Source organism: Duganella callida (genome assembly GCF_004614165.1).
In the GTDB taxonomy this organism is placed as follows: domain Bacteria; phylum Pseudomonadota; class Gammaproteobacteria; order Burkholderiales; family Burkholderiaceae_D; genus Rugamonas; species Rugamonas callida.
The window spans coordinates 1-24251 of the sequence record NZ_SPVG01000242.1; the positions used below are offsets into that span (position 1 = coordinate 1).

Sequence of the window (24251 nt, forward strand, 5' to 3'; positions counted from 1 at the left end):
CGCCAGGGCCGAGCCGCCGCCACCGCCCAAACAGCCGCCGCGCCAGAGGCAGAAGCGGGAACTGGCGCGTGCCGACCAGGCGCCACGCGCCAGCGCGCCGCTCTCGGCTCCGGCGGTGGTGGCCCAGCCCAAGCCCGCCGAATCGCAGGCCATCACGCTGCCGCCGGCCGCCGATCCTTTCCACCCTGAACAACAGCCGAAGCAATTCGACATCAACGCGGCGCTGAAAACCGCGCGCCAGGTGGCCAACGAGAAAGATCCCGCCCGCGCCGGCCTGCCGGTCGCGCAGCTGGAAGCGCATCCGCTCTATCCGCAAGATCACGAAACCAGGCTGCAAAAGGGCGTGGCCAGCGCCAAGAAATATGACTGTCTGCAGGCCGGTGCCGGCGCCGGCCTGCTGGCGCCGCTGGTCTGGATCGCCGACAAGCACTGCAAGTTTTAGCCGGCTGGTTTCAGCTCCAGCGCACGCTGGTACAGGGCGTTTTTCTTGCGGCCGGTGATCTGCGCCGCCAGCCCGGCGGCCTGTTTTACCGGCAACTCCGCCAGCAGGACTTGCAGCACGCGGTCGGCCTCGGCATCGTTTTCGCCGTCTTCGGGCAAGGCGCCTTCCAGCAGGATCACGAATTCGCCCTTTTCGCGGTGGCCGTCGGCCTTGATCCAGGCTTCCGCCTCGGCCAGCGGGCACCGGTGGATTTCCTCGAACATCTTGGTCAGCTCGCGCGCGAACACCACCTGGCGCCGCGGCTCGAACACGGTCGCCAGCGCATGGGCGCAATCGAGGATGCGGTGCGGCGCCTCGTAAAACACCATGGTGGCCGTCACCGCGCGCAGGCTGGACAGGACATTCTCGCGCTGTTTGGCCTTGGCCGGCAGAAAGCCGACAAAGTAAAACTGATCGTTCACCAGCCCGCTGGCCGACAGCGCCGTCACCGCCGCCGACGCACCCGGCAGCGGCAGCACGCGGAAACCGGCCGCGCGCACCGCGTCGACGATGCGCGCGCCCGGGTCCGACACCGCCGGCGTGCCGGCATCCGACACCAGCGCGATCCGCTCGCCCTCCCGCAGCCGCGCGATCAGCGTCTCGGCCGCCTCGCGCTCATTGTGCTGATGCGCGGCAATCAGCGGCTTCTGCAGGCCGAAGCGGCCCATCAGCGTCGCCGTATTGCGCGTGTCCTCACATGCCACCGCATTGACCAGGCTCAAAACGTGCAGCGCGCGCAGCGTAATATCGGTCACATTGCCTATGGGGGTCGCCACGACGTACAAGGTTGCGCTAGGATAGGTCTGATGCGCCGTTTCGCTCATGACGGGCAAACTGGCAATGAAACTGGATACGAGGTCGCTCATTGGAGGTAGGATGAAAAGTGTGAGGTTGACGCTGTTGTACTCATTGTGGTGCCTGAGCGCCGCAGTGCTGAGTGCGTGCAGTACGCCGTTTTGCGACGCGCCGGGAGGATTGTGCGCGCCCCAGACGGCAAAAACAAGTGCGCCACCGGTGATCGAATACAAACCGCAGCCGCAACCTCTGCCCAAGCCGCCGCCGGAACCGGAAGCGCCGGCGGCCGAAGTGTTTGCCGTCACCGCGCCGGGCGAGACCGCCGCGCCGGCCGCCGCGGACGGCGCGACACCATCGGCCGCCGTGCCGGTGGATGCGCCGCGCCAGGGCGGCCGGCGTTACAAGGTCAATCTGCCGCCATCGGCCAGCTTCGACGTGCACGTCGACCGCGTCGATGCCGACGGCACCAAATGGACGGGCTCCGCCACCATGTCGTGGCATACTGACGGCAGCCACTACACCGCCTCGGTGCAGGCGGGCGTCAGCCTGCTGATCGCCCGCATCAACCTGCTGTCGCTGCGCAGCGAAGGCACGATAGACGATTACGGCATCGCCCCGGCCACGTTCACCGAAAAGCGCGCGCGCCGCTCGGAGACCGCGACCCACTTCAACCGCGACGCCGGCACCATCACCTTCTCGGCGTCGGAGGCCAGCTACCCGCTGCTGGTGGGGGCGCAGGACAAGGCCACGGTGCCGTTCCAGCTGGGCGGCATCGGCCGGGCCGACGTCAACCAGTTCGGCAGCGATATCGATATCCAGGTTGGCGAAGACAAGGAAGCGACCATATTCCGCTTCCAGCTGGTGGGCGAAGATGAAATCGAAACCGACATGGGCAAGGTGGTCACCTGGCATCTGACCCGGCCACCCAAGCCCGGCACGTATTCGTCCAGGCTGGACATCTGGCTGGCGCCGGGACTGAACTGGTATCCGATCCGCATCCGCAACACGGAGGCGAGCGGCGCGCTGACCACGCAGACCATCACCAAAATGAAAGAATTGAGTAAATAGTATGAATAATATCACCCACTTCTGCGCTGCCCTGCTGCTGGCCGCGGCCGCCCACGGCGCCAGCGCCGCGCTGGAACCTGCGTCGGGCGAGCACCCGAGCGTCAAGCGGCCGACCAACATGCCGCCGTCGGCCGACCTCAGTTACAACCTGAAGATCAAGCAGAGCGGCCTGTCGCTGAACGGCGTGGCCACCATCCAGTGGCGCGCCGGCGACGGCCATTACTCGATCCTGACCGAAAGCCGCGCCTCCATCTTCGGCAAGGTGGTGGAAAACCGCAGCGAGGGCGCGCTGGACGAATTCGGCATCGCCCCGGTCACCTTCTATGAAAAACGGCTGCGCAAGGAACCGTACACCACCAGCTTCAAGCGCGACGCCAGGACCATTGCATTCACCGAAAGCGACGCCACCTATCCCATCCTGGGAGGGGAGCAGGATCGCAGCAGCGTGACCTGGCAGCTGGCCGCCATCGCGCGCGCGGCGCCGGACAAGTTCAAGCCGGGCAGCGAATTCCACCTGTTCGTGGCCGGCCGCCGCGACGCCGAGCAATGGAGCTTCAAGGTGATCAAGACCGAGAACGTGCAGACCGGCGCCGGCGAGATCAGCGCGGTCCACCTGGTCAAGGCGCCGCCGCCGGACGCCAAGGGGCAGCAGGTCGACCTGTGGCTGGCGCCATCCATGGACTGGTACCCGGTGCGGGTGATGTTCAACGACACCGACGGCGACTTCGTCGACCAGACGCTGGAAAAGGCCGTGAAGAAATAGCGTCCTGCTATACTGACGCCCCTCGCTTGAAGTCGGGGTCAGAGCCGACATTCGGACATTGAATCGCATGCGATTCAATGTCCGAATGTCGGCTCTGACCCCGAATTTGTGCATTGCGTAGAATGGCAAAGAATGATCGAACCGATAACAAGTGAAGCCGCGCCCGAGCAGGCGCCGGACCCGCAGCTGCAGAACGACGCGCTGCAGGCCCACTTCCAACCCCATATATCCGCCGATGAAATCGAGCAGGTGTATCACCTGAAGCGCGCGCAGCCGCTGCTGCAGGTGTTTACCGCGCTGTTCCACGGCGGCTTCGAGGGCGTGCTGGTGCGCCTGCTGGTGCTGCGCGAGCTGGCCTCGGACACCGGTTCGACCAGCTTTACCCGCGCCGACATCAATACCCGTCTGGCCTATCTGCTGCCGGAGTCGCTGGAGACGGTGCTGATCCGTCTGCGCTCGAATCAGCTGCTGGCCTGGGACGCGCAGCAGGCCGTGTACCGCGTGACGCCGATGGCGCGCAATGTGCTCTCGGCCATCGACAGCCTGCTGGCCATGGGCCGCGAGGAGGACGACAACGCCGAAATGGGCTTCCTGCTGTCGCAGGTGGCCGGCGCCCAGGTGATGGGCGGCGTCACCGTCGACCAGCTGCACCATCTGCTGGGCCGCCTGGTGGAACTGACGGAGGAATTCTCGGACGCCATCGCCTCCGGTTCGGAATTCCGTTTGCGCGCTTCGCAGGCCAAGTGGCACATGGCCTGCGACTGGGTGGAGAAGGGCTCGGAAATCCTGCGCGCCATCACCACCGACGAAAACGCCGACAGCGCCACCCACAAGGCGGCGCAGGCGATCGGCCGCGCGCAGTCGGCGCTGCTGAACATGCAGGGCATGTTCTCGCGCGCGCTCAACCAGATCGAGCGCCAGCGCGTGCACCTGGGCCAGTCCGGCCTGTCCACCACCGATATCAAGCGCTGGCTGCTGGAGCACGAAGACCTGGCTTCGCTGGCCACCGACGCCATTGACCAGCCGGTGGTGCCGTTGTTTATGACCCCCGCCGAGATGATCGACGTGGCTGAAACCGAACTGATGACCGACCGACCCGATCCCGCCGTGAATAACGGCCTGCCCACCGGCACCGATGCCCCGACCACCGTCAGCGACGGCCCCGCCATGCAGCAGGAGCTGGACGACTGGCTGGCGCGCCTGTCCGATTTCGCCGCCCTGGGCAATTTCCCCAGCGTCGCCGAGGAGGCGCCGAAAGCCATCGCGGTGCAGGATTCGCTGCTGCCGGCGTCGTTCGCCGTGGCGTCCTACCGCGCCTCGCTGCTGCCGCTGCTGGGCGACGCCGAGGAAGCGCGCCTGCAGGGCGCCACCGCCGAACTGGCGCGCCTGCCGATGAAACTCACGCTGCAAGATGAACTGGTCCAGCTGCCCGATCTCGAGGTGGCGGCCATGTCCCTGGCCTCCCTGTCACTGTCCTTGAATCCGGAAGGCGAGAAGAAGTCCGATGAATGATGATGCACAAATCCTGATCGCGCGCCTGCTGACGCACCAGACCCTGCGCCGCGACGACAAAGCCGTCAAGCGCGTGCTGTCGGATGAACAGTTCCGCGCCGAAGTCGATGCCCGTCTGCTGGCGGTCGGCATGAAGCTGCTCGATAACGTCTATGCCGACCACGTGACGCTGGCCCTGCACCGCGCCATCGAACCGAAGATTTTCGGCGCGCGCGATGTCTGGCAAAACAATAACTTCGGCTTGTCGCGCGACGGCGTGGCGCTGCTGGTGGTGCTGTGGGCGCAGATCATTCTGCCCAAGCGCGAACGCCAGGAGACGCACCAGCACGCGGAGGACGATCAGAACGATATGTTCGGCACCGAGAAGCCGCTGCCGCGCGCGGAAGACACCTCGATCGGCATCGCCTACAAGGCGCTGCTGGCCGACTTCGGCGACAAGCTGGGCAAGAAGACCCGCCTGGACATGAACCTCGGCATCCTGGGCAAGCTGGGCTTCATCGAGCGTCGCGGCGACGTGATCGTCGAGGGCCCGCTGCTGGACCTGCTGATGGATACCGATCTGCTGAAGGAACGCATCGTCAACGGCGCCCTGGCCGACGTGTTCAAGCGCGCGCCGGCGCAGATCATCGCCGTCCCGCGCAGCACGCCGCCGATCGCGGTGGAGGAAACCGCCGCCGCGCCGGTCGAGGAAGAAGACATTCTGCCGGCTTTCGAAGCGCCGCCGCCGGCGCCGCTCGACGACGACACTCCAGCCAAGGACTAAGCCATGTTTCAAATCAAATCGCTAGAACTGGTCCACTGGGATTACTGGCAACGCATCAAGAATATCCCGCTGGACGCCAAGATCATCACCATCGCCGGCCAGAACGGCTCCGGCAAGACCACCTTGCTGGACGCGCTGCGCACGCTGTTCGGCCTCGATTGCTCGATGGGCCGCACGTACAAGCACTACGCCCGTCACAGCGGCCAGCAGACCGCCTGGCTGCGCGCGGTGGTGGACAACAAGCCGGTCGGCCGCCAGCTGTCCAACCGGCCGTTCCGCAGCTCCGGCTTCTTCGCCGAAGACGAGGTGACGCTGTTCTGCCAGGTGCAGAAGAACGGCGGCGACTGGAAGCGTCAGTACCTGATGCGGCCCGGGAATGTGCAGATCGAGGAAGTCGGCGAAGCCACCGACTGGCTCGGCGTGGAAAACTACCGCAAGCGCCTGGCCAACGCCGGCCTGTCGCCGGCCATGGCGAAAGTGCTGGCGCTGGAGCAGGGCGAAACCGACAAGCTGTGCGAATACGCGCCGCGCCAGCTGCTGGACCTGGTGTTCCAGGTGTTCGGCGACAAGGAGGTGCTGGACGCCTACGACGAGGCCAAGCGCCACCAGCGCGACACCGAGACGGAGCTGAAGCGCTTCGAGGCGGAGCTGGAGGCTTCCCGCACCAATCTGGAAGGCTTGCGCCTGCGCGTCGCCAACTACCACCAGTGGGAGACGCTCAACCAGGAGCGCCGCAATCTGCAGGAAGAAGTGCTGCCGACGCTGGAATACCACGAGGTGCGCGAAAAGCACGCGAACCTGAGCCGCCAGCTGCGCGAAGCGCGCAAGCCGCTGATGCAGGCCGACGCCCAGCTGGCCGACAAGCGCGCCATGCTGGCCGCGCAGGCCAAGGCGCTGACCGACGCCCAGCAGCACGAAACGGTGCTGGAGCAGGAATCGACCTCGCTGCAGACGCGCCTGACGCACATCAACGGCAAGCTGAAGCCGCTGGAAAGCCTGCTCGAGCAGAAGGCGCGCCTGCAAAAGCTGGCGGCCGATTCCGGCGCCGACCTGGCCGAAGTGGCCAAGACGCTGCAGGAAAAGGAAATCGAACTGGCGCGCCAGCGCACCGCGCGCGACGCGGTGTCGGCCAAAATCGCCGGCGAGCTGTCGACCATCTCCGCATTGCAGGGCAAGACCGCGATGCCGGAACCGGAAGCGCAGCGCGCCATGCGCCGTGTGCTGAACGACGCCGGCATCGGTCACGTCATGTTGTCCGATATCGTCGAGGTGACCGACGCCAGGTGGCAGGGCGCGATCGAGGGTGTGCTGTCGGGCTATGCCTCGGTGGTGCTGCTGGATAAACCGTCCGACGCCTCGGCCGCCTACCGGCTGGCGGAGAAGGAACGCTATCGTCACTTCATCGTGCCGGACCTGGTGCACGCGCCGACCATCAAGGACGACAGCCTGATGTCGGTGGTGAAGTTCTCGGCCAAGGTGCCGGCGTGGCTGGTGGAACAGCTGTCGCGCATCACCCGCGTCGACAACGTCGATCAGGGCGCGAAGCTGGGCAGCCATGAAGAGTGGATCACGCCGGAAGCCTATCACCGTGAACGCCGCGGCGGCCGTTCGCTGTTCGTGGAAGTGTCGCGTTACCGCTTCGGCTCCGCCGGCCGTACCCAGCGTCTGGAGGCGATCCAGAAAGGCCTGCCGGCGCTGGAGGCGCAGGAAGACCAGCTGACGCTGGTGGTGTCCAAGCTGGCCGCCGAGATCAGCGCGCTGAAGACGCGCCTGGCCGGCGTCGATGCGGCCAAAGAGCTGTCGGCACGCTCGGAGGAATTCGACGAGGCGGAACGCAGCATCGCGCCGCTGCGCAACGAGCGCACCGAAGTCGGCGCGCGCCTGGGCGAGCTGCAGAACCTGATCAAGAACGCGGTGGTCACGCGCACGCGCGCCGACACCACCTGGCAGAACGCGCGCTTTGCGCTGTCGGAAGCGGAAGCGGGCATGCGCCTGAACCACAAGCGTCAGCTCGAGCAGCGCAGCGATCACGCGCGCGTGCTGCTGGGCATGCGCAAGAGCTGGCGTCATCTGCCGCAGGGCTGGCGCCGCATTGCGCGCCGCCTGGCGCTGGTGAAGGAACATCAGAACGCGCACCAGGTCACGTTGCGCATCCACAGTCTGGAAGCCAGCCTGGCGCGCAGCGACTGGGAACTGGATGCGACCGTGATCGACCAGTATCAGCGCCTGAACGACCAACTGAGCTCGCGCCAGTCGGAAACCGAGGAACGCCGCTACCAGAACAACCGCGCGATCGAGGCCACCGGCAACGCGCGCGGCGCCTACATCGAGCGTCTGCGTTACACCATCAAGACCTATGCGGCCAACATCAAGGAGCTGGGCCAGCTGGCCGGCATTGAGGTGCAGGCCGACCCGGTCAAGCTGGAAAACGACGACGTGCAGCTGGCGCAGGCCGGTCTGCATGTGCGCTTCAAGTTCGACGGCAAGGGCGTGATCGGCATGAACGACGGCGAGGCGTCCGGCGGCCAGCAGGTGATGAAATCGCTGGTGCTGCTGATTGGTTTGCTGAAATCGGACGAAGGTTCCGGCGGCTTCGTGTTCATCGACGAACCGTTCGCCCACCTGGATATCCGCAACATCCAGCTGGTCGGCGAGTTCCTGAAGAACACCGATGCGCAGTATCTGATGACGACGCCGCTGACCCACAACACCGACGTCTACGATCCTTCCGAACTGACGCTGATCACCAGCAAAAAGAAGAAGGATACGCAGTGGGCGCAGCCGATCTTCGTACTGCAGCGCCGCCAGCAGCAGGAGGCGCCGAAGAAGGCGGCCGCTTAAGAGGCCAACAGCTGATCGAGTTGCTGCACCAGCAGGGCCGCGGTATCGCGGCCCTTTGCTTTGGTGACGCCTTCCAGATAGGGCGTGCGCAGCTGGCGCAGGTCGTCCACGCTGCCGGCCTTTTCCACCTTCAGCTGCAGGGTGAAGCCGCGCAGGCCCATGGTGCTCTTGATGGTCTTGTTATAAAAGTCGTAGACCGACTGGAATTGCCGCACCTGCTCCGGCGTCGGCAACCCGGGCAGCGGCGCCGCCTCCGCTTCGGGCAAGGGTTCCGGCTCCGGCTCCGACAGGCTCGCGTAACTGGTGGCCAGCACGATGTAGCCGCCATCCAGCAGTTCCTGCAAGGCGCTGGCGGTCAGCCCCAGTCCCGCCACATTGCGCAGCAGTTCGTCCTCGGGCCGGCGGCCGTCCACCAGGACCAGCAAGGTGCGCAGCCGCGTCGCAAGCTGGTGCTTGCGGGTCGCGATCTCCTCCCTGCCTTTGGCAGTCTTGTCGTAGATGGACGTATTCATAAGCCGTGCAATCTTGTTGCCGTGCGGATAGATTCAGCATACCACCAAATCGCGGCCGCACCGCACGCTTACGATAGCACTGTGGCTTATTTAATGTCGAATATGTCTATCGGGCGCGGCACCGGCTTTTGCGTGCGGCGCCACTGGATCAGCAGCCAGGCGTACAGGCCGAAATAGCCGCCCAGCAGGCCGAACACCCAGGCCGATAGCGGATTACCCAGGAAATCCGGATCGAGCGGCATGCCATTGTGCATATGCAGATAGGCCTCAAATAAGCGGTAGATGAGGCGGCTGATGAACAGCATGGCCACCAGCAGGCTGAGGGTGCGGTTGGGCGTGTAGAAAAAGCCTTCGGCGCGGTTTTCCAAACGGGTCAGCTTCATGTTGCGCTGGCCGAGGAGGGCGCCGACGATGGCACCGGCCAGCAGCGCCGCCAGCGCGATCCAGTTGCCGAAGATGTTGATGGCCACGCCCAGCAGCATCACGCCCATCACGCACAAGGTCAGATAGTGATGCCACATTTCCGACTTGGTGCGGCTCATGAGGCGCTTGAGGCGCGAATAGATACGCCATACCGCCAGCGGCACCAGCAGCAGCAGTACGAGTGTGGTCATTTCCATAATCTGTCCGAATGCATGTACATGAAAACAGAGATTGTACGGCACGAATCGGCAATCGCGGCTAGGATAGACGAACTGAGCAACCTGACCGGAAGGATTCCATGAACCAGCCAACCTCTGAGTTGCAATCGAATACGGGCCTGATGGCCGCCTTGCCGCAAGCCGGCGCGGAGCCGGGTGGTTATCGCCTGCCGCCTGCCGCCTTGCAGGCCCTGGTCGACGCGCCGCGCGCGCCGGCACTGAGCCTGAGCCCTCAGCGCGACATGGTGGCGGTGATCCAGACGCCGGCGCTGCCCGGCATCGCCGAAGTGGCGCAGCCGGAGCTGAAGCTGGCCGGCCTGCGCATCAACCCGCGCATCCATGCTTCCTCCCGTTTTTCCTTCGGCACCGGCCTGAGTCTGATGGCGCTGGCGACGCGCGAGGAAATGGCGATCGGCGGTCTGCCGTCCGACCTGCGGGTGGCCGACTGGAGCTGGTCGCCGGACCAGCGCCACCTGGCGTTCAGCCACGTGGCGCTGGATGGCGAGGGCGGCGCCATGGAACTGTGGCTGGTCGATATCGCCGAACGCCGGGCGCGCAAGCTGTCGCCGCAGCCGCTGTCGGCGGTGCTGACGCGCGGCTTCAACTGGCTGCCGGACAGCAGCGGGCTGCTGGTCCACTGGCGTCCGGAAGGCATGAGCAAGCCGCCGGCCGCCAGCGGCATCCCGAACGGGCCGATACAGCAGGACAGTGACCCGGATGGCAATGTGCGCCAACTGCGCACCTATCAGGATCTGCTGAAGAACGAGGACGACGCGCGTCTGTTCGAATACTACATCACGGTACAGATGGTGCTGCTGGACCTGGACGGCCAGGCGCGCCCCATCGGCGCGCCGGACCAGTTCACGCGCACCTCGGTGGCGCCGGGCGGCGAGTATCTGCTCACGCAAAGCATCACGCGGCCGTATTCCTACATCGTGCCGGCGCATGGCTTCGGCGAGCGCATCGAAGTGCGCGACCTGCACGGCGAAGTGGTGCACGCGGTGGCCACGCTGCCGCTGGAAGAGGGGCTGCCGCCGGGGAACGACGCGGTGTCGGCCGGCGTGCGCCACGTGTCGTGGCGCGCCGATGCGCCGGCCAGCCTGGTATGGGCCGAGGCGCAGGACGGTGGCGATCCCGCGCGCGAGGTGGTGGACGGCATCCGCGATCTGGTGCTGTTGCACGCGGCGCCGTTCCGCGAGCCGCCGCTGGTGCTGGCGCGCCTGACCATGCGCTTCGCCGGCATCGCCTGGGGACGCGACGACGTGGCGCTGATCAATGAACGCTGGCACAAGACGCGCGCCTACAATCAGTGGATGATCGCGCCCGGCCATTTGTCGACGGCGCCGGAGCTGATCCACTCGGGGTCCTACGAGGATCGTTACAACAGCCCCGGCTCACCGGTCATGCGCGCCGATGCCAGCGGTTTCCCGCGGCTGGTGATCGGTCCCGGCACCACCATCCTGCTCGATGGCGCCGGCGCCACACCGGACGGCGAACGCCCTTTCATCGACCGTCTGAGCCTGACCACCAGGCAGAAGGAGCGCCTGTTCCAGAGCAGCGCGCCGTACTACGAAAACACGGCGGCGGTACTGAACGAGGATGGCACGCTGCTGCTCACCACGCGCGAATCGCCGACCGAACGGCCGAACTACTACATCCGCGATCTGACCAAACCGGAAGGCGGGCAGTTGACGGCGCTGACGCATTATCCGCATCCGACGCCGCAGCTGCGCGACGTCTACAAGGAGCAGATCCGCTACGTGCGTGAAGACGGTGTCGAACTGACCGCGACGCTGATGCTGCCGCCCGGTTACGATGCGCAGCGCGACGGTCCGCTGCCGCTGCTGATGTGGGCCTATCCGCAGGAATTCAAATCCACCGGCGCGGCCAGCCAGACCACCGGCTCGCCGTACCGCTTCAACGCCGTCAGCTACTGGGGGCCGGCGGCGTTTCTGGCCACCGGGTATGCGGTGCTGGACAATCCCTCCTTCCCCATCGTCGGCAGCGGCGACGAGGAGCCCAACGACACCTACCTGCAGCAGCTGGTGGCGTCCGCCCAGGCGGCGGTGGAGGAGGTGGTGCGGCGCGGCGTCGCCGACCGCCACCGCATCGCCGTCGGCGGCCATTCGTACGGCGCCTTCATGACCGGTAACCTGCTGGCGCACACGCGCCTGTTTCGCGCCGGGATCGCCCGCAGCGGCGCCTACAACCGCACGCTGACGCCGTTCGGCTTCCAGTCGGAAGACCGGCCGTTCTGGCAGGCGCAGGCCGTGTACCAGGCCATGTCGCCGTTCAATAACGCCGACAAGATCAAGGATGCGCTGCTGCTGATCCACGGCGCCGAGGACAACAACTCCGGCACCTTCCCGCTGCAGAGCGAGCGCATGTTCCAGGCCATCAAGGGATTGGGCGGCACGGCGCGGCTGGTGATGCTGCCGAACGAATCGCACGCCTACCGCGCGCGCGAGTCCATCATGCACATGCTGTACGAGACCGATGCGTGGCTGGAGAAATACGTGCGCAACGCAAGGGCGTAAAATAGGGCGCTGTGAATCCGACTGGAGCGACAGACCATGAAATTATTTCACCGCGCCCCCGATCCCATCCCGGCGGACGATCCCGTGCCGCCGAACCTGCCGCATCCGGTACCGCAGGATGATCCGGTGCCCGATCATAATCCGTCCTAATCGAAGGCCCAGGTGTAGAGCACGTCCAGCGCGTTGTTGGTGCCGGTCTGGAACTGCAGCGTGATGCGCGGGTTCAGCTTGTACTTCAGTTTGACCAGGCTGGTCGCGGTGCTGGCGCCCTGTTCGAAGCTCAGGTAGGCCCGCGCCGAGATGCGCTTGCCGACCGTGACCACGGTGTTTTGCAGCCCCGTGGCGGCGCCGGCGGTGGAGGTGCCGGCCGCCTGACCCAGGCCCAGTTCATCCACGCCCAGTTTGCTGGCCAGCTTGCCCTGGCCGCTGCCGCCGAACAGTGCGCCCGCGGCGGTGCCGAGCAAGGCCATCTCGTTGCCCTGGGTGTTGTCGATGCCGTGGCCGAGCACCAGCCAGGCCAGTTTGTCGCTGTCCGAAACGGTCGGGTTGGAGACCAGCTTGGCCTGCGGTGCCAGCGCCGTGCCGCGCACTTCGACGCCGGCTTCCACGTTGGTTTCGCTCAGCGCCTCGCCTTCCGGGCGGCGGCGCACGGCGAGGATGTTCAGGCCCGGATTGTCGTAGGCGCCGGTGAAGTTGATCACGCCGCGGTCGATCGCCAGTTTCTGTCCGTACGCCGCGTAGGTGCCGTTGACCACGCGGATGCTGCCGTTGACGCGTGGCGGACGGCGGTCGGCGATGCGGATGCGCAGCGTGCCGGCCAGTTGGGCTTCCAGTCCTTTGCCTTTCAGGTTGAAGTCGTCGCCGAGGTCCGCTTCCACGTCGATATTCAGCGGCATGCCTTGCGGCGCCTTGGCCGCCGGTTTGGATTTGCCGACGATGACCACGTCGTCGCTGAGCGTCGGCGTGTCGGCGCCGGCCAGTTCGATGTTGGCGCGGTCGGCGCGGAATTTGCCGTCCAGCTGGAAGTGCCTGGCGTCGCGCACCAGCGTGCTCTGGCCGCTCAGCGTGAGGATGCGGTCGGGGCGCGACAGCACTTCCAGTTTGTCGGCGCCGAGCTTGAGCTGCATGGTGGCCTCGTTGCCGGCGTAGCGTATCCAGCCATCGGCCTGCGCGCTGCCCTTGTTGCCGGTGAAGGCGAGCTTTTGCAGCTGCAGCTGGTCGCCGGTCAGGTGGGCCAGCAGCTGGCCGTTGCGCAGCTTGATGCCCTGGTCCAGCCAGTTGACGCTGAGATTGGCGCCGGTGATGTCGCCGTTCAGCTGCGGCGCGGCGATGGTGCCGCTGCCGCTGATGTCGGCCTTCAGCGTGCCGTCGATTTCCAGACCCGGCTGGCCGGCCAGTGGCGCCAGCCACGCCAGGGAGCCCATGTTGGCACTGCCGCTGACGGTGAAGCTGCTGTCGTCGGCCAGGCGGCCGTCGCGCAGCTGGGCACTGCCATCGAGTCTGGTCTGGCCGATACGCTCGCCGTCGACGTTGAGCTGCACGCGCAGGGTGCCGTTGTTGACGTCGGCGCGCGCGTCCAGCGTGCGCAGGCCGAGCGGCTGCGGCAGGTCGGCGCCGGTGATGGTCATGTCGCCCTGTTCGCGGTAGACGTGCGCCATGCCGGCCAGCGTTTTGGTCGCGGCTTGCAGGTCCAGGTTCCATTCGGCGCCGATGGCCAGGTTGCTGCGGACATTTTCGCGCCAGGCGTCGGAGAGCTGGGCACGGTAGTTGACGGGGACGCCGGCGGCCTGGCCCTTGCTGCGCCAGGCGGCGCCATTCTTTTCCAGGTAGTCGATGCGCAGCGCGCCTTTGGGCAGGTTGATGGTGGCGCCGCCCAGCGCGATCCGCTCTGGTTTGGACAGACCGGCGACGCCGGTACCTTCCGGTGCGACCAGCTTCAGCGACGCCGGCGCGGCCAGCGTGAACCCGAAGCGACCCTTGTTTTGCAGGGTGTCGATGGCGCCGGTCCAGGTGTCGTTGGCCCAGCCGCCTTTGACGCGTAGCGCGGCGTCGAAGTCGGGATTGCTGGCCGTTAGCTGGATGGTGTGGGCGGAGCGCGTGCCGCTGGTCTGCAGCCGCGCCTTGTCGAGCGAAATCGCCGGCGCGACGTAGCGAGTGATTTCGAGGTCGCTGACCAGCGGTACGTCGGCCATGACATCCGCTGCCGCAGCGTTGCGCCGCGCAGCATCGCCCGTCGTTACACTCCGACCAGACGTGGCGCCGCCCGCCGCGCCGCGCCGCGTGGCTGCGTCGCTGCCTGCCGCCGTTGAACTGGCGGCGTTGGCCATGGCGATGGTGTTGCCGAGAGTGGCGCTGCCGTGGATGGCGCCGATCTGCTGCTGGCCCGGTGCGCGGATGTCCTTGCCGTCCAGCGTAACGGCTACCGCCGGCCGCGCCGTGGTGCCCGATAGTGTGCCGTTGGCGCGCAATGCGCCGCCGAACTGCGGCCCCAGTGCGCCCAGCTGCGGCGCGTCGAGCCGCCATTCCAGCTTGTCCAGCGCGCTGCCGAAGCTGCCCTTGGCCTGCAGGCTGTTGGATGCCAGATGCAGATCGATATCCGCATCGCCGATGATATTGCCCTTGGAGGCCGTCAGCTTCGCGTGGCCGGACAGCGGTGCGTTGGCAAACGTGGATGGCTGCAGCGACACGTTTGCGCTGGCGCGCCAGACCTCGGCCAGATGCGCTTCCGCGCTGAAGGTCGCGTTGACCGAACCCGCCTGCGCGGCGCCGAAGCTGGCCGGGTTCACGCGCTGTACGCTGCCGTTCATCTTCAGCTCCGGCGTGCCCTTGACCATGGCCACATCGCCGCTCGCATGGATCGCGCTGTCAGAGGGGCGCTTGGCGGAAGCGAAAGCCAGCCCCTTGGCGTCGGCTTCGAAACTGCTGCGCGGCGTTGCCATGGTGCCGGTGATGGCGCCGGATGCGCTCAGGGCGCCCAGCAGGTCGCTGCTCAGTACCGATAACTGCTTTGCGTCGACTTTCCAGCGCAGCTGTTCGCCCGGCGCGCCGAAACTGCCGCTGACGTCCGCCGTATTCTGCGCCAGCGCCAGGTGCGCATCGACACCGCTGATGTGCCGCGCATCCGCATTCAGCCTGCCGTTGCCGGTGAAGGTCTGGCCGGCCACCTTGCTCGGCTTGATCTGGAAGCCGGCCGACACCTGCCATTCCGGCGCGAGCGCGCCCTTGGCGCTGACCTCCGCGTTCAGGTCCGCCAGCGGATAGCCGCTGCCCAGCGCCGACGGATCGAAATGATCGGCCACCAGCCTGGCGCTGAACTCCTGCTTGTCCTTCAGGCTGGCCTGGCCGGTGGCGCTGATGCTGCCTTGCTTCGCCAGCAGCCGCACCTGATGCAGCTGCAGCAGCGCATCCGCCAGCGTGGCTTGCAGATCGAGTCGCACCCCCTTGTCGGCCAGCGCCGCCGTCAGCGACTGCTTGACCGGTGTGCTGGTCAGCGCGATATCGCCGGCGATCGCGGTTTTGTTGATGCTGCTGTGGATGTCCTTCAGATCCAGCCGCTCGGTATGCAGCTTGAAGGTGGCGGCATCGATCCCTGCTTCCGGTCCGCTGCGATCCACCTTGCCGCCGCCGGTGAACCTGCCCGCCGCGCCCAGGTCGAGCAGCACGTTATCCAAAACAGAGGAGGTGAGCGTGCCGTCCAGCCTTCCGCTGAAGGCTTGCAGCGGCAGCCCATGCTGGTCCAGCGGCGCGGCCTTGCCCTGATTGAGCAGCGCGAACTGGCCGGACAGCTTCTGATCCTGGCCGACGTCCGCGTTCAGCTTCAGGCTGAACTTCGCCTGCGGCCACTCGGCGTTGAAGCCTGACGGATCGAGATCCCGGCCGGTCAGGTCGATGGCGCGCAGGATGATGGTGTCGAACGGCGCCAGTGCCAGCGCCGCTTCGCCGCTGGCGCCATTGGCCGAGGCTTGCGCCTTCAGCCGCAATAGCGCCAGATCGCCGCCGGCCTGCGCGGCCAGGCGCGCATCGCCGGCGGTTTGCGTCAGCGTCGCCTTGCCCTGCAGCGGATAAGGCTTGACCCCGGCGATGGTCAGCTCGGCGGCGACGTCGCCGAACGCCGTATGCGCGGAAGCGTCGCGCAGCTGCCAGCGCGCGCGGTCTCCCTCCAGCTTGAAGCGCAGGCGTTCGATCACGTTGCTGCCGCTGTCGCTGGTCAGCGTCAGCTTGTCGAGCCGCCCGTCCGAGACACTGAGCCTGATGGGCGATGCCAGCGTCTCCGGCATCCTGGCCGGTTCCGACGGACCGGTGCTTTGCACCAGCAGGCTGCGCGCATGCAGTTCGCTGATGGTCAGTCCCGCCGAAAAATACTGCAACGGCGACCAGTTGATGTCGATCTGCTCCGCCGTGATCACGCTGTCCTTGCCGCGGAAGACCAGCTTATCGATGTGCATGCGGTGATACAGCGAGCCGGATACGCCCGTCACCGTAATCTGTCCGCCGCTGGCGTTCGACAGCCGCTGCACCAGCTGCTGCAGCGTCGATTCGCGGCCCAGCAGCCAGAGAGCGCCGCCCGCCAGCAGCACCAGCACCGCCAGGCCGATCGCCACGAAGCGTGGCCAGCGGCGGCGCTTGGTGGCGGCCTTGGTCTCTTGCGGATTATCTTGTTGGTCAGCCATCAGAAAGTGAACCCCAGCGAGAAGTGCAGACGCGCCTTGTGCACCGCGTGGCCGTAAGCGATATCGACGTTGATCGGCCCGACGGGACTCTTCCAGCGCGCGCCGACGCCATAACCGGATTTCGGATGCAGGGCGCTGAACGAATCGCCGGCGTTGCCGGCGTCGTAGAACACCGCCGCGCCATAGGCCGGCTTGAACCAGTACTGGTACTCGGCGCTGGCCGTCAGCAGATAGCGGCCGCCGGTGATCGCGCCGTCCACCGGCACGCCCAGTTCCTGGTAGCCGTAGCCGCGCACCGACTGGTCGCCGCCGGCGCGGAACAGGTACACCGCCGGCACGCCGTTCTTGTCGCGCGAGGTCAGCGCGCCGAATTCGCCGCGGAAGATGGCGTTCGACTGGGTCCCCAGCGGCAGGTAGGTCACGCCGCGCAGGTAGCCGCGTACGAACGCCTCATCGGTCAGCACCGGCAGCAGCGCGCCGCCCAGCTGCGCGTTGATCGCGTAGCCTTTGGTCGGGAACAGCAGGTTGTCCAGCTTGCGCCAGGTGACGCCGTAGGTCAGCGGCAGGCTTTTGCTTTGGCTGGACGGGATACCGCCCACGGTCTTGGTCTCGGTCAGCAGTTCCAGCGTCAGATTCCGCTCCAGCAGCGGCGTGCCCCAGGCGCGCTTGGCGGCGAGGCTGGCCACGCTGGTCACCTCGCCCGAAATGTCGCTGCGCTGGAACGAGGCGCCGATGCTGTCGTTATAGCCGTCCGGCGTCACCGGGAAATAGAAATTGCTGGTGGCGGTCTGCTGCTTGGTTTCCAGCGTCAGCGCGCTCTTCATGCGCAGGCCGAACACCGACAGGTCGTCGTAGGTCAGCGAGGCGCGATTGCCGGTGTTGGTCGAATAACCGATACCGGCGCTGACGTTCTTGCGCTTGTTCTCGACCACGCGCACCAGCAGCGGCAGCGGGGGCATGGCCTGCTCCGCGTTCTGCTCCGGCGTTTTGGCGGCGGCGTCCAGCTGTTCGTTGAGGATGGCGCCGACGTCGCCGCTGACTTCCACGCTGGCGAAGTAGCCGGTGTCCTGCAGGCGCGACTGGTACGATTGCAGCGCCGCCTCGCTATAGTAGTCGCCCGGATGGATCTGGTTCAGGTTGCGCACCACCGACTCCGGATAGCGCTTCAAGCCTTCGATGCGCAGCTCGCCGAAGCGCATCTCCGGACCGCTGTCGATCACCACGCGCAGGTTGGCGGTGTGCGCTTCCGGATCGACCGTGGCCTGGCTCTCGACCAGCTGCGCGCGCGGGTAGCGTGTCTGCACCACCGAGCGCAGCATGGCGCGCTTGGACGATTCCCACTCGTCCTGGCGGAACACCCGGCCCTTGTTCAAAGGCCACGCCGATTTGAGCGCGTTGAGGTCGAAGTGCTGTTCCGGTTTCTGGTCCGGCGGCGCGGCGAAGCCCTGCATCACCAGGTCGACCGCGTCAACGCGCACCGGCTCGCCCGGTTCCACCTTGACCAGCACCTGCGGCGTGCCCGTTTCCCGGTCCAGGCGGGCGCTCACCACGGGCGAATAATAGCCTTCCGTGGCCACCAGCGTGCGGATCTGTTCGGGCGCCACGCGCACCAGCCGTTGCAGCTGTTCGCGGTCGATGCGGTCATTGCCGCGAAAACGCTCCAGATCCAGGTTCTTTTCCAGCAGCGCGCGGATGTCGCCGGGGGCGTCGATGCGCACGTCGTATTTCAGGCCCTCGGCCGCCCGCACTGGCGCGGCCACAGTGGCCACGCTGGCCACGATCAGGCAGGCGAGTACTTTTGCCACAACTTGTGCCAAAATTCGCAGTCCTGCCCGTTTTTTTGCTGGCGATGCCGGTAACATGAGACTCCATGGGTGTACGCTAGAATGTACGCTGATAAGCATGTTACCGGATTGCCCCAAAAGATGGCGTACTAATAATATTGCCTCATCTGGAAAACACTATGCTGCCTACCGATTCCGCTCTGGTCCTGTTTAGCGGTGGCCAAGACTCCACCACCTGCCTGGCCTGGGCGCTCAAACATTATGCGCGCGTCGAGACCATAGGCTTCGACTATGGCCAGCGCCATGCGGTCGAACTGACCGTGCGTCCCAAGCTGCTGCAAAGCCTGCGCGAACATTCCGCCGACTGGGACGCCAAACTGGGCGAAGACCACATGATCGACCTGTCGCTGATCTCCGCCATCTCGCAGACCGCGATGACCCACGATATCGCCATCGAGACCCAGGCCAACGGCCTGCCGAACACCTTCGTCCCCGGCCGCAACCTGCTGTTCATGACGGTGGCCGCCACGGTGGCCTACCGCCGCGGCCTGACGGTGCTGGTGGGCGGCATGTGCGAAACCGATTTCTCCGGCTACCCGGACTGCCGCGACGACACCATGAAGGCGCTGCAGGTGGCGCTCAACCTCGGCATGGACCAGCGCTTCAAGCTGGAGACGCCGCTGATGTGGCGCGATAAAAAACAGACCTGGGAACTGGCGATGGAACTGGGCGGCCAGCGGTTGGTCGACCTGATCCGCGACGGCACCCACACCTGCTACCTGGGCGAGCGCGGCGCGCTGCATGACTGGGGCTACGGCTGCGGCACCTGCCCGGCCTGCGTATTGCGCGCGCGCGGCTACCATCAGTTCGTGGGCACCGAGGTGTAGATGCCTTCTCCACCTCAGGCACGGCCGCGCCGCCTGCTGCAGAATCTGCTCTCGCCGGGCGTTCTGCCGCTGCTGGTACTGGCCAGCTGCCTGGGGATCACCGCCACCCTGTGGCACGGCGCCGACGCCGACGCCGAGCACGATGCGCAGAGCGATTTCGATGGCCGCGTGCGCGAGCTGGTCAACAATCTCGATCAGCGCATGCAGACCTATGTGCAGGTGCTGTACGGCGTGCAGGGACTGTTCGCCAGTTCCGAGGAAGTCGACCGCGACGAGTTCCGTACCTATGTTCAGGCGCAGGACCTGCAGCGCCACTTCCCCGGCATCCACGGCGTCGGCTACATCCGCCTGATCGGCGCGGACTGGCGCGAGGCGCACGAGGCGGCCGTGCGGCGCCAGGGCTTTCCGGCGTACCGCGTATTCCCGCCGACGGCGCGCGGCTGGCTGGCGCCCATCGTCTATCTGGAACCGTTCGACGACAACAACCGCGTGGCCTTCGGCTTCGACACCGCGTCCGAGCCGCACCGCCGCGCCGCGCTGGAGCAGGCGCGCGACGCCGGCCTGCCGGTGATGAGTTCCCGGATACGGCTGGTGCAGGAGGCCGGCAGTCCACCGCAATCGGGCGTGCTGGTGGTGCTGCCGGTGTATCGCCATACGCGACCGGTGCGCACGCTGGCCGAGCGCCGCGCCGCCATCGCCGGCTGGGTGTTTGCGCCGTTCCGCATCGGCGATCTGATGGCGGGGCTGGGGGGGCCGCGCGCCGCCGCGCTGGATATCGAAATCTACGACGGCGACGCCATCACGCCGGAGGCGCGCATGTACGACAGCTGGCCGGTGGCGGGCGAGCCGCGGCGCAGTACGCGCCAGCAGATCAGCATTGCCAATCACCGCTGGACGCTGCGCATTTCCGCGGCCGGCGGCGCGGCGCCGGCACGCAGCGACAAGGCGCGGCAGATCGCCGCCACCGGCGTGGCGCTGAGCCTTCTGCTGGCGTGGCTGACATGGCTGCTGGCGCGCAGCCGGTTGCGCGCGCGCGAGGCGCTGGCGCACAGCCGCACGCTGGCCGGCGAATTGCAGGAAGGGCAGACCACGCTGATGGTGCTGGCCGACAGCGCGCAGCGCAGCCAGACCATGTTGCGCAGCATCCTGGATTCCACCATCGACGGCATCCTGGTCGACAACCTGAAAGGCACGGTGCTGAATTCCAACCGCCGCTTCCGCGAATTGTGGAACGTGCCCGAGCACCTGGACTGGCAAAGCGACGGCGCGGTGCTGATGGCGCACATGTGCGCGCAGCTGCGCCACCCCGAATGCGGGCCGCAGCTGGAGCAGCCCGGTGAAGCACACGAGATCCTGCATACCCGGGACGGCCGTGTGATCGAGAAGTTCACGCGCGGCCTGCAACTGGGCAGCGAGCCGGCGCGTCTCTGGACCTTTCGCGACATCACCGAGCGCACCCGGATCGAGCAGCGCGAGCAGACCCGCAGCCGGGTGCTGGAACTGCTGGCCACCGGCGCGCCGCTGCAGACCATCCTGGAAAGCGTGGTACTGGGCGTGGAGGCCGACAACCAGGACATTTTGTGCAGCATCCTGCTGCTCGACGAACGCGGCGAACGGCTGCTGGTCGGAGCCGCGCCCAGCCTGCCGGCGTTCTACAACGCCGCCGTGCATGGCATGGCGGTCGCCCACGGCGTCGGCGCCTGCGGCGAGGCGGTGGTGACGCGCAGCCGGGTGATCGTCGAGGACATCCGCAACGCCCCGAGCTGGCTGACGTACCGCGACCTGGCGCTGCAGGCGCGCCTGGGCGCATGCTGGTCCGATCCGATCTTCAGCGTCAGCGGCGCGGTGCTGGGTACCTTCGCCATCTACCACCGCGCGCCGCGGCGGCCGACGCTGGCCGACATCGCGCTGATCGAACAGGCCGCGCGGCTGGCCGGCATCGCCATCGAGCAGGCGCGGGCCGCGGTGGCGCTGCGCGCCGGCGAGGCGCGCTTCCGCAGCCTGTACGATCACGCGCCGGTGGCCTTGTGGGAGCAGGACTGGTCGGCGCTGCGCGGCGCGCTGGCGGAACTGGAACTGTCGGGCGCCGACGAAGTGGAAGCCTATCTGCTGGCCAATCCCAGCCAGCTGCGGCGGCTGGCGTCGCTGGTGCGCATCCTCGACTGCAACGCCGCGGCGCTGGAACAGGTGGCCGCGCCGCCGGGACGCAAGGACATGGCCGAACTGACGCTGGCGCAGAACTTCGACGCCAGCGCCATGCCCAGCTTCGCGCGCGCGGTGGCCGCGCTGGCGCAGGGACGCCACTTTTACGCCAGCGAGGGCAGCTTCGAGCGTCTGGATGGCGTGGCGCGCCTGAACGAACTGACCTTGCTGGTGATGCCGGGCCATACGCACAGCCTGGATTTCGTGATCGTGTCGACGCTGGACATCACCGAGCGCCAGCGCATGCACGACGAGTTGCGCGTGCTGGCCACCACCGACTTCCTCACCGGCCTGCCGAACCGGCGCGAATTCATGCAGCGGCTGGCGCAGGAGCAGGGGCGGGTGCAGCGCGACATCGCGGCCTGCGCGGCGGTGCTGCTGCTCGACATCGACCACTTCAAGCGCATCAACGATGAACATGGGCACGCGGCCGGCGATGCGGTGCTGCGCCAGCTGGCGGAACTGATGCGTGAAGGCCAGCGCAAGATCGACATGCTGGGCCGCATCGGCGGCGAAGAATTTGCCATCCTGCTGCCGGGCACCGAGCTGGACGCGGCGGCGGTGTTTGCCGAGCGTCTGCGCCAGCGCGTGGCGCAGATGGCGCTGCGGCTGGACGATGGCGTCGCGCTGCACATCACCGTCAGCATCGGCATCGCCGCCATGGGCGGTAAATATCCGGGCAGCGACCCGGCGCTGATACGTGCCGATCAGGCCCTGTACAGCGCCAAGCGCGGCGGCCGCAACCGGGTGGTGACGCTGGACGTGGAGGCGGACCGGCCGGGGCATCAGGTCCCGGCCGCTTCCGGTTGAAAGCTTAGACTGGCTGTTCCAGCGCGGCCTGGGTGCGCAGCTTGCGCGGACGGGAAACGAAGAACCAGTACAGGCCGAACGGGATCAGCAGCGGCAGCAGCAGCGGTGACACCAGCGCCACGGCGATCGCCGCCGCCAGCGCCACGCCGGCCACGGCCACGATGCCGAGTCCGGCGAACAGCACGCACAGGAACATCGCCACCGCGGTCATGATCACGCCGGCCAGCAGCAGGCCGGCGCCGCCGAACAGCACGCTCAACACGGCGCCCAGCGGGCCGTCGAACTCGTCGCCATCGATATTCACATGCATGCCGTCGCCGAACAGCGCCTGGCCGACCGCCACGGCGAACAGCAGGACAATAAGGGTAAGTATCAGTTTTTTTGCGGTGATGTTCATGGCTGGCCCCGTTGGGTTTATTGTTCAATGCCGTCTGGCATGATCAAACTGTAGCGGCGGCGCCCCGCGCCAGCCAGCGGCGTGCGACAGACCGGCAAATTTGCGGCATGAAACGCGCGAGATCGGGGTCAGAGCCGACTTATGCCTTGATTTAAAGATATGGTGAACTAGACTGTAAATCTCACTCGCAATATGGAGGGTATAACATGGCTTGGCTAGCAATAAGCGAGGGTCAATCGTTATCCTCGGCACGCAAACGGCCCCGGCGCCAGCGCAGCGCCCTGCAGCTGTCCGGCGGAGGCCCCAAGGGCCCGCCTTCGGCACCGCCGACGATTCCGCCGATTATCATCACGCCATTTACCTATCAGCTGCCGGAACCGGCCATCGATCCGCGCATCGCTCCCCCCAGGCCGCCGATCGCCGAACGGGCGCCGTGCATGACCTGTTGAGGTCGGTATCCGAAGGAGCCCGCCGTGGCGCGGGCTTGCCGTCTCAGAAGTTGTGACGCACGCCCAGGACTATGCCCTTGAGCGTGGCGCCCGGTTGCGCACCCAGGCTGTTGATGGCGAAGTCGACCACGCCGCGGCGCTCGTTGTGGATGTGGCTGTAATACGCGAAGACACTGCTGCGCTTGGACAGGGTGTAGTCGTAGCCGGCCGTGTAGTGGGTGGCGCCGGTGTCGGCCCCCTTGCGCGCGAAGCCGATGGTGACGCCGTCCGGCGCACTACCGCTGCCGTCGCCGGCGTGGCCGATCCCCAGCTTGAAGCCGTGCGCGCCGCGCTGGTGCGTGACCGACAGGTAGACGTCGTTGCGCTTCAGCGTGCCGGCCGCGGTCTCATAGCGCAAGCGTTCGCCGATCAGCGCCACGCGGGTGTTGTCGAAGCGGTAGGCGGCAGCCAGCTTGGCGGCGCCGTCGTTCAACCCCGGCCCCTGGTATTCGTGGTGACGCTCGTAGGCGGCGCTCAGGTACCATGGTCCCTGTTCCCAGATCAGCGCGCCCGAGCTCAGCGACGGTTTGGCGCCGCTGGCCGGCCGCTCCTCGCTCAGTCCCTGGGCCACCCGCAACTGCAGGCCGTGCCACAGCGGCGTCCAGTAGTGCACGCTGTTCTGCTGGCGGCGGTCGAAGGAAGAGGTGTCGCTGGTGTTGTTGACGGTGGCGCCGGCACCGTTGCCCATGATGCTCATATAGCCGGCCGTGGTCGGATAATACGGGTCGAGGCCGGTGGTGGCGCCGTTGTAGGGCGTCACCCAGTTGCCGGCGAACAGGGTGCCGGCCGCGCCTTCGATGCCGAGGCGGGTGTCGCGCGCGGCCGGACTGCCGGCGCCGGTGTCGGGCGCCAGCGTGCCCTCGATCTGGAACAGGATGTGGGTGCCGCCGCCCAGGTCTTCCGTGCCCTTGAAGCCCAGCACCGAGCGGTAGTTGCTTTCGCGGTTGACGCGCTGGCCGTCATTCTCCAGGCTTTCCAGACCGACGTTGAGGCGGCCATAAATCTGGACGTTGCTCTGGGCGTAGGCGGGGCCGCACAGCGCGGCGAGCAGAACGGGGAGAATCTTGCGCATCATGAAGGTTTCCTGTTGTTGATACTGA

General features: G+C 66.7%; 15 protein-coding genes and 1 pseudogene. 9 read left to right on the forward strand and 7 right to left on the reverse strand.

All coding sequences use genetic code 11. The features are described from left to right. A pseudogene (locus E4L98_RS30175) lies at positions 1–442 on the forward strand (hypothetical protein); the annotation flags it as partial. Here E4L98_RS30175 and rsmI read toward each other — a convergent pair. Then, positions 439–1347: a 16S rRNA (cytidine(1402)-2'-O)-methyltransferase gene (gene rsmI / locus E4L98_RS24420; protein ID WP_135204137.1), complete on the reverse strand. Its 909-nt coding sequence runs from the start codon at positions 1345–1347 to the stop codon at positions 439–441. The pseudogene E4L98_RS30175 and the gene rsmI sit on opposite strands and share 4 nt — an antisense overlap. A 148-nt stretch (positions 1348–1495) precedes the next feature. Here rsmI and E4L98_RS24425 point away from each other — a divergent pair, with 148 nt between their 5' ends. From E4L98_RS24425 to E4L98_RS24445, 5 genes are all read left to right on the forward strand, one after another. Further along, positions 1496–2344, forward strand: a complete 849-nt coding sequence (locus tag E4L98_RS24425) for a DUF3108 domain-containing protein (RefSeq protein WP_229257549.1) — start codon at positions 1496–1498, stop codon at positions 2342–2344. 1 nt (position 2345) lies between these two features. Beyond that, on the forward strand, positions 2346–3107 hold the full coding sequence (locus E4L98_RS24430) for a DUF3108 domain-containing protein (RefSeq protein WP_135204139.1): 762 nt from the start codon (positions 2346–2348) through the stop codon (positions 3105–3107). Between the two features lie 132 nt (positions 3108–3239). Beyond that, on the forward strand, positions 3240–4619 hold the full coding sequence (locus E4L98_RS24435) for a hypothetical protein (protein ID WP_135204140.1): 1380 nt from the start codon (positions 3240–3242) through the stop codon (positions 4617–4619). Continuing rightward, positions 4612–5382 (forward strand): hypothetical protein, encoded by a 771-nt coding sequence (locus tag E4L98_RS24440; RefSeq protein WP_135204141.1) that lies wholly within the window; start codon positions 4612–4614, stop codon positions 5380–5382. The genes E4L98_RS24435 and E4L98_RS24440 overlap by 8 nt, the downstream gene beginning before the upstream one ends. A 3-nt stretch (positions 5383–5385) precedes the next feature. After that, entirely contained in the window at positions 5386–8223 is a 2838-nt protein-coding gene (locus E4L98_RS24445) for an ATP-binding protein (protein ID WP_135204142.1), read from the forward strand. Here E4L98_RS24445 and E4L98_RS24450 read toward each other — a convergent pair. Continuing rightward, the gene (locus E4L98_RS24450; protein ID WP_135204143.1) at positions 8220–8735 is read right to left on the reverse strand and encodes a hypothetical protein; all 516 of its coding nucleotides are present in this window, start codon (positions 8733–8735) and stop codon (positions 8220–8222) included. The two genes, E4L98_RS24445 and E4L98_RS24450, sit on opposite strands and share 4 nt — an antisense overlap. 86 nt (positions 8736–8821) lie before the next feature. Beyond that, positions 8822–9349 carry a CcdC protein domain-containing protein gene (locus E4L98_RS24455; protein ID WP_229257550.1) on the reverse strand — a complete coding sequence of 176 codons (528 nt, stop codon included), beginning with the start codon at positions 9347–9349 and terminating at the stop codon, positions 8822–8824. A 107-nt stretch (positions 9350–9456) separates the two neighbouring features. On the opposite strand from E4L98_RS24455, the gene E4L98_RS24460 reads away from it, so the two are divergent. After that, positions 9457–11913 carry an alpha/beta hydrolase family protein gene (locus tag E4L98_RS24460; protein ID WP_135204145.1) on the forward strand — a complete coding sequence of 819 codons (2457 nt, stop codon included), beginning with the start codon at positions 9457–9459 and terminating at the stop codon, positions 11911–11913. A 146-nt stretch (positions 11914–12059) separates the two neighbouring features. Here E4L98_RS24460 and E4L98_RS24465 read toward each other — a convergent pair whose 3' ends face one another. Continuing rightward, entirely contained in the window at positions 12060–16583 is a 4524-nt protein-coding gene (locus E4L98_RS24465) for a translocation/assembly module TamB domain-containing protein (RefSeq protein ID WP_135204146.1), read from the reverse strand. Continuing rightward, complete coding sequence (locus E4L98_RS24470) at positions 16583–18445, reverse strand: autotransporter assembly complex protein TamA (RefSeq protein ID WP_135204147.1); 1863 nt, start codon at positions 18443–18445, stop codon at positions 16583–16585. The genes E4L98_RS24465 and E4L98_RS24470 overlap by 1 nt, the downstream gene beginning before the upstream one ends. Positions 18446–18546: 101 nt before the next feature. Between E4L98_RS24470 and queC the strand changes: the two genes are divergently transcribed. Both queC and E4L98_RS24480 read left to right on the forward strand, forming a co-directional pair. Next, positions 18547–19254, forward strand: coding sequence for a 7-cyano-7-deazaguanine synthase QueC (gene queC / locus E4L98_RS24475; protein WP_135204148.1), 708 nt, complete (start codon positions 18547–18549; stop codon positions 19252–19254). After that, complete coding sequence (locus E4L98_RS24480) at positions 19255–22266, forward strand: sensor domain-containing diguanylate cyclase (RefSeq protein ID WP_135204149.1); 3012 nt, start codon at positions 19255–19257, stop codon at positions 22264–22266. Between the two features lie 4 nt (positions 22267–22270). On the opposite strand, the gene E4L98_RS24485 is transcribed toward E4L98_RS24480, so the two are convergent. Then, positions 22271–22663: a hypothetical protein gene (locus E4L98_RS24485; protein ID WP_135204150.1), complete on the reverse strand. Its 393-nt coding sequence runs from the start codon at positions 22661–22663 to the stop codon at positions 22271–22273. 492 nt (positions 22664–23155) lie between these two features. Further along, complete coding sequence (locus tag E4L98_RS24490) at positions 23156–24226, reverse strand: porin (protein ID WP_229257551.1); 1071 nt, start codon at positions 24224–24226, stop codon at positions 23156–23158. Positions 24227–24251 lie beyond the last annotated feature (25 nt).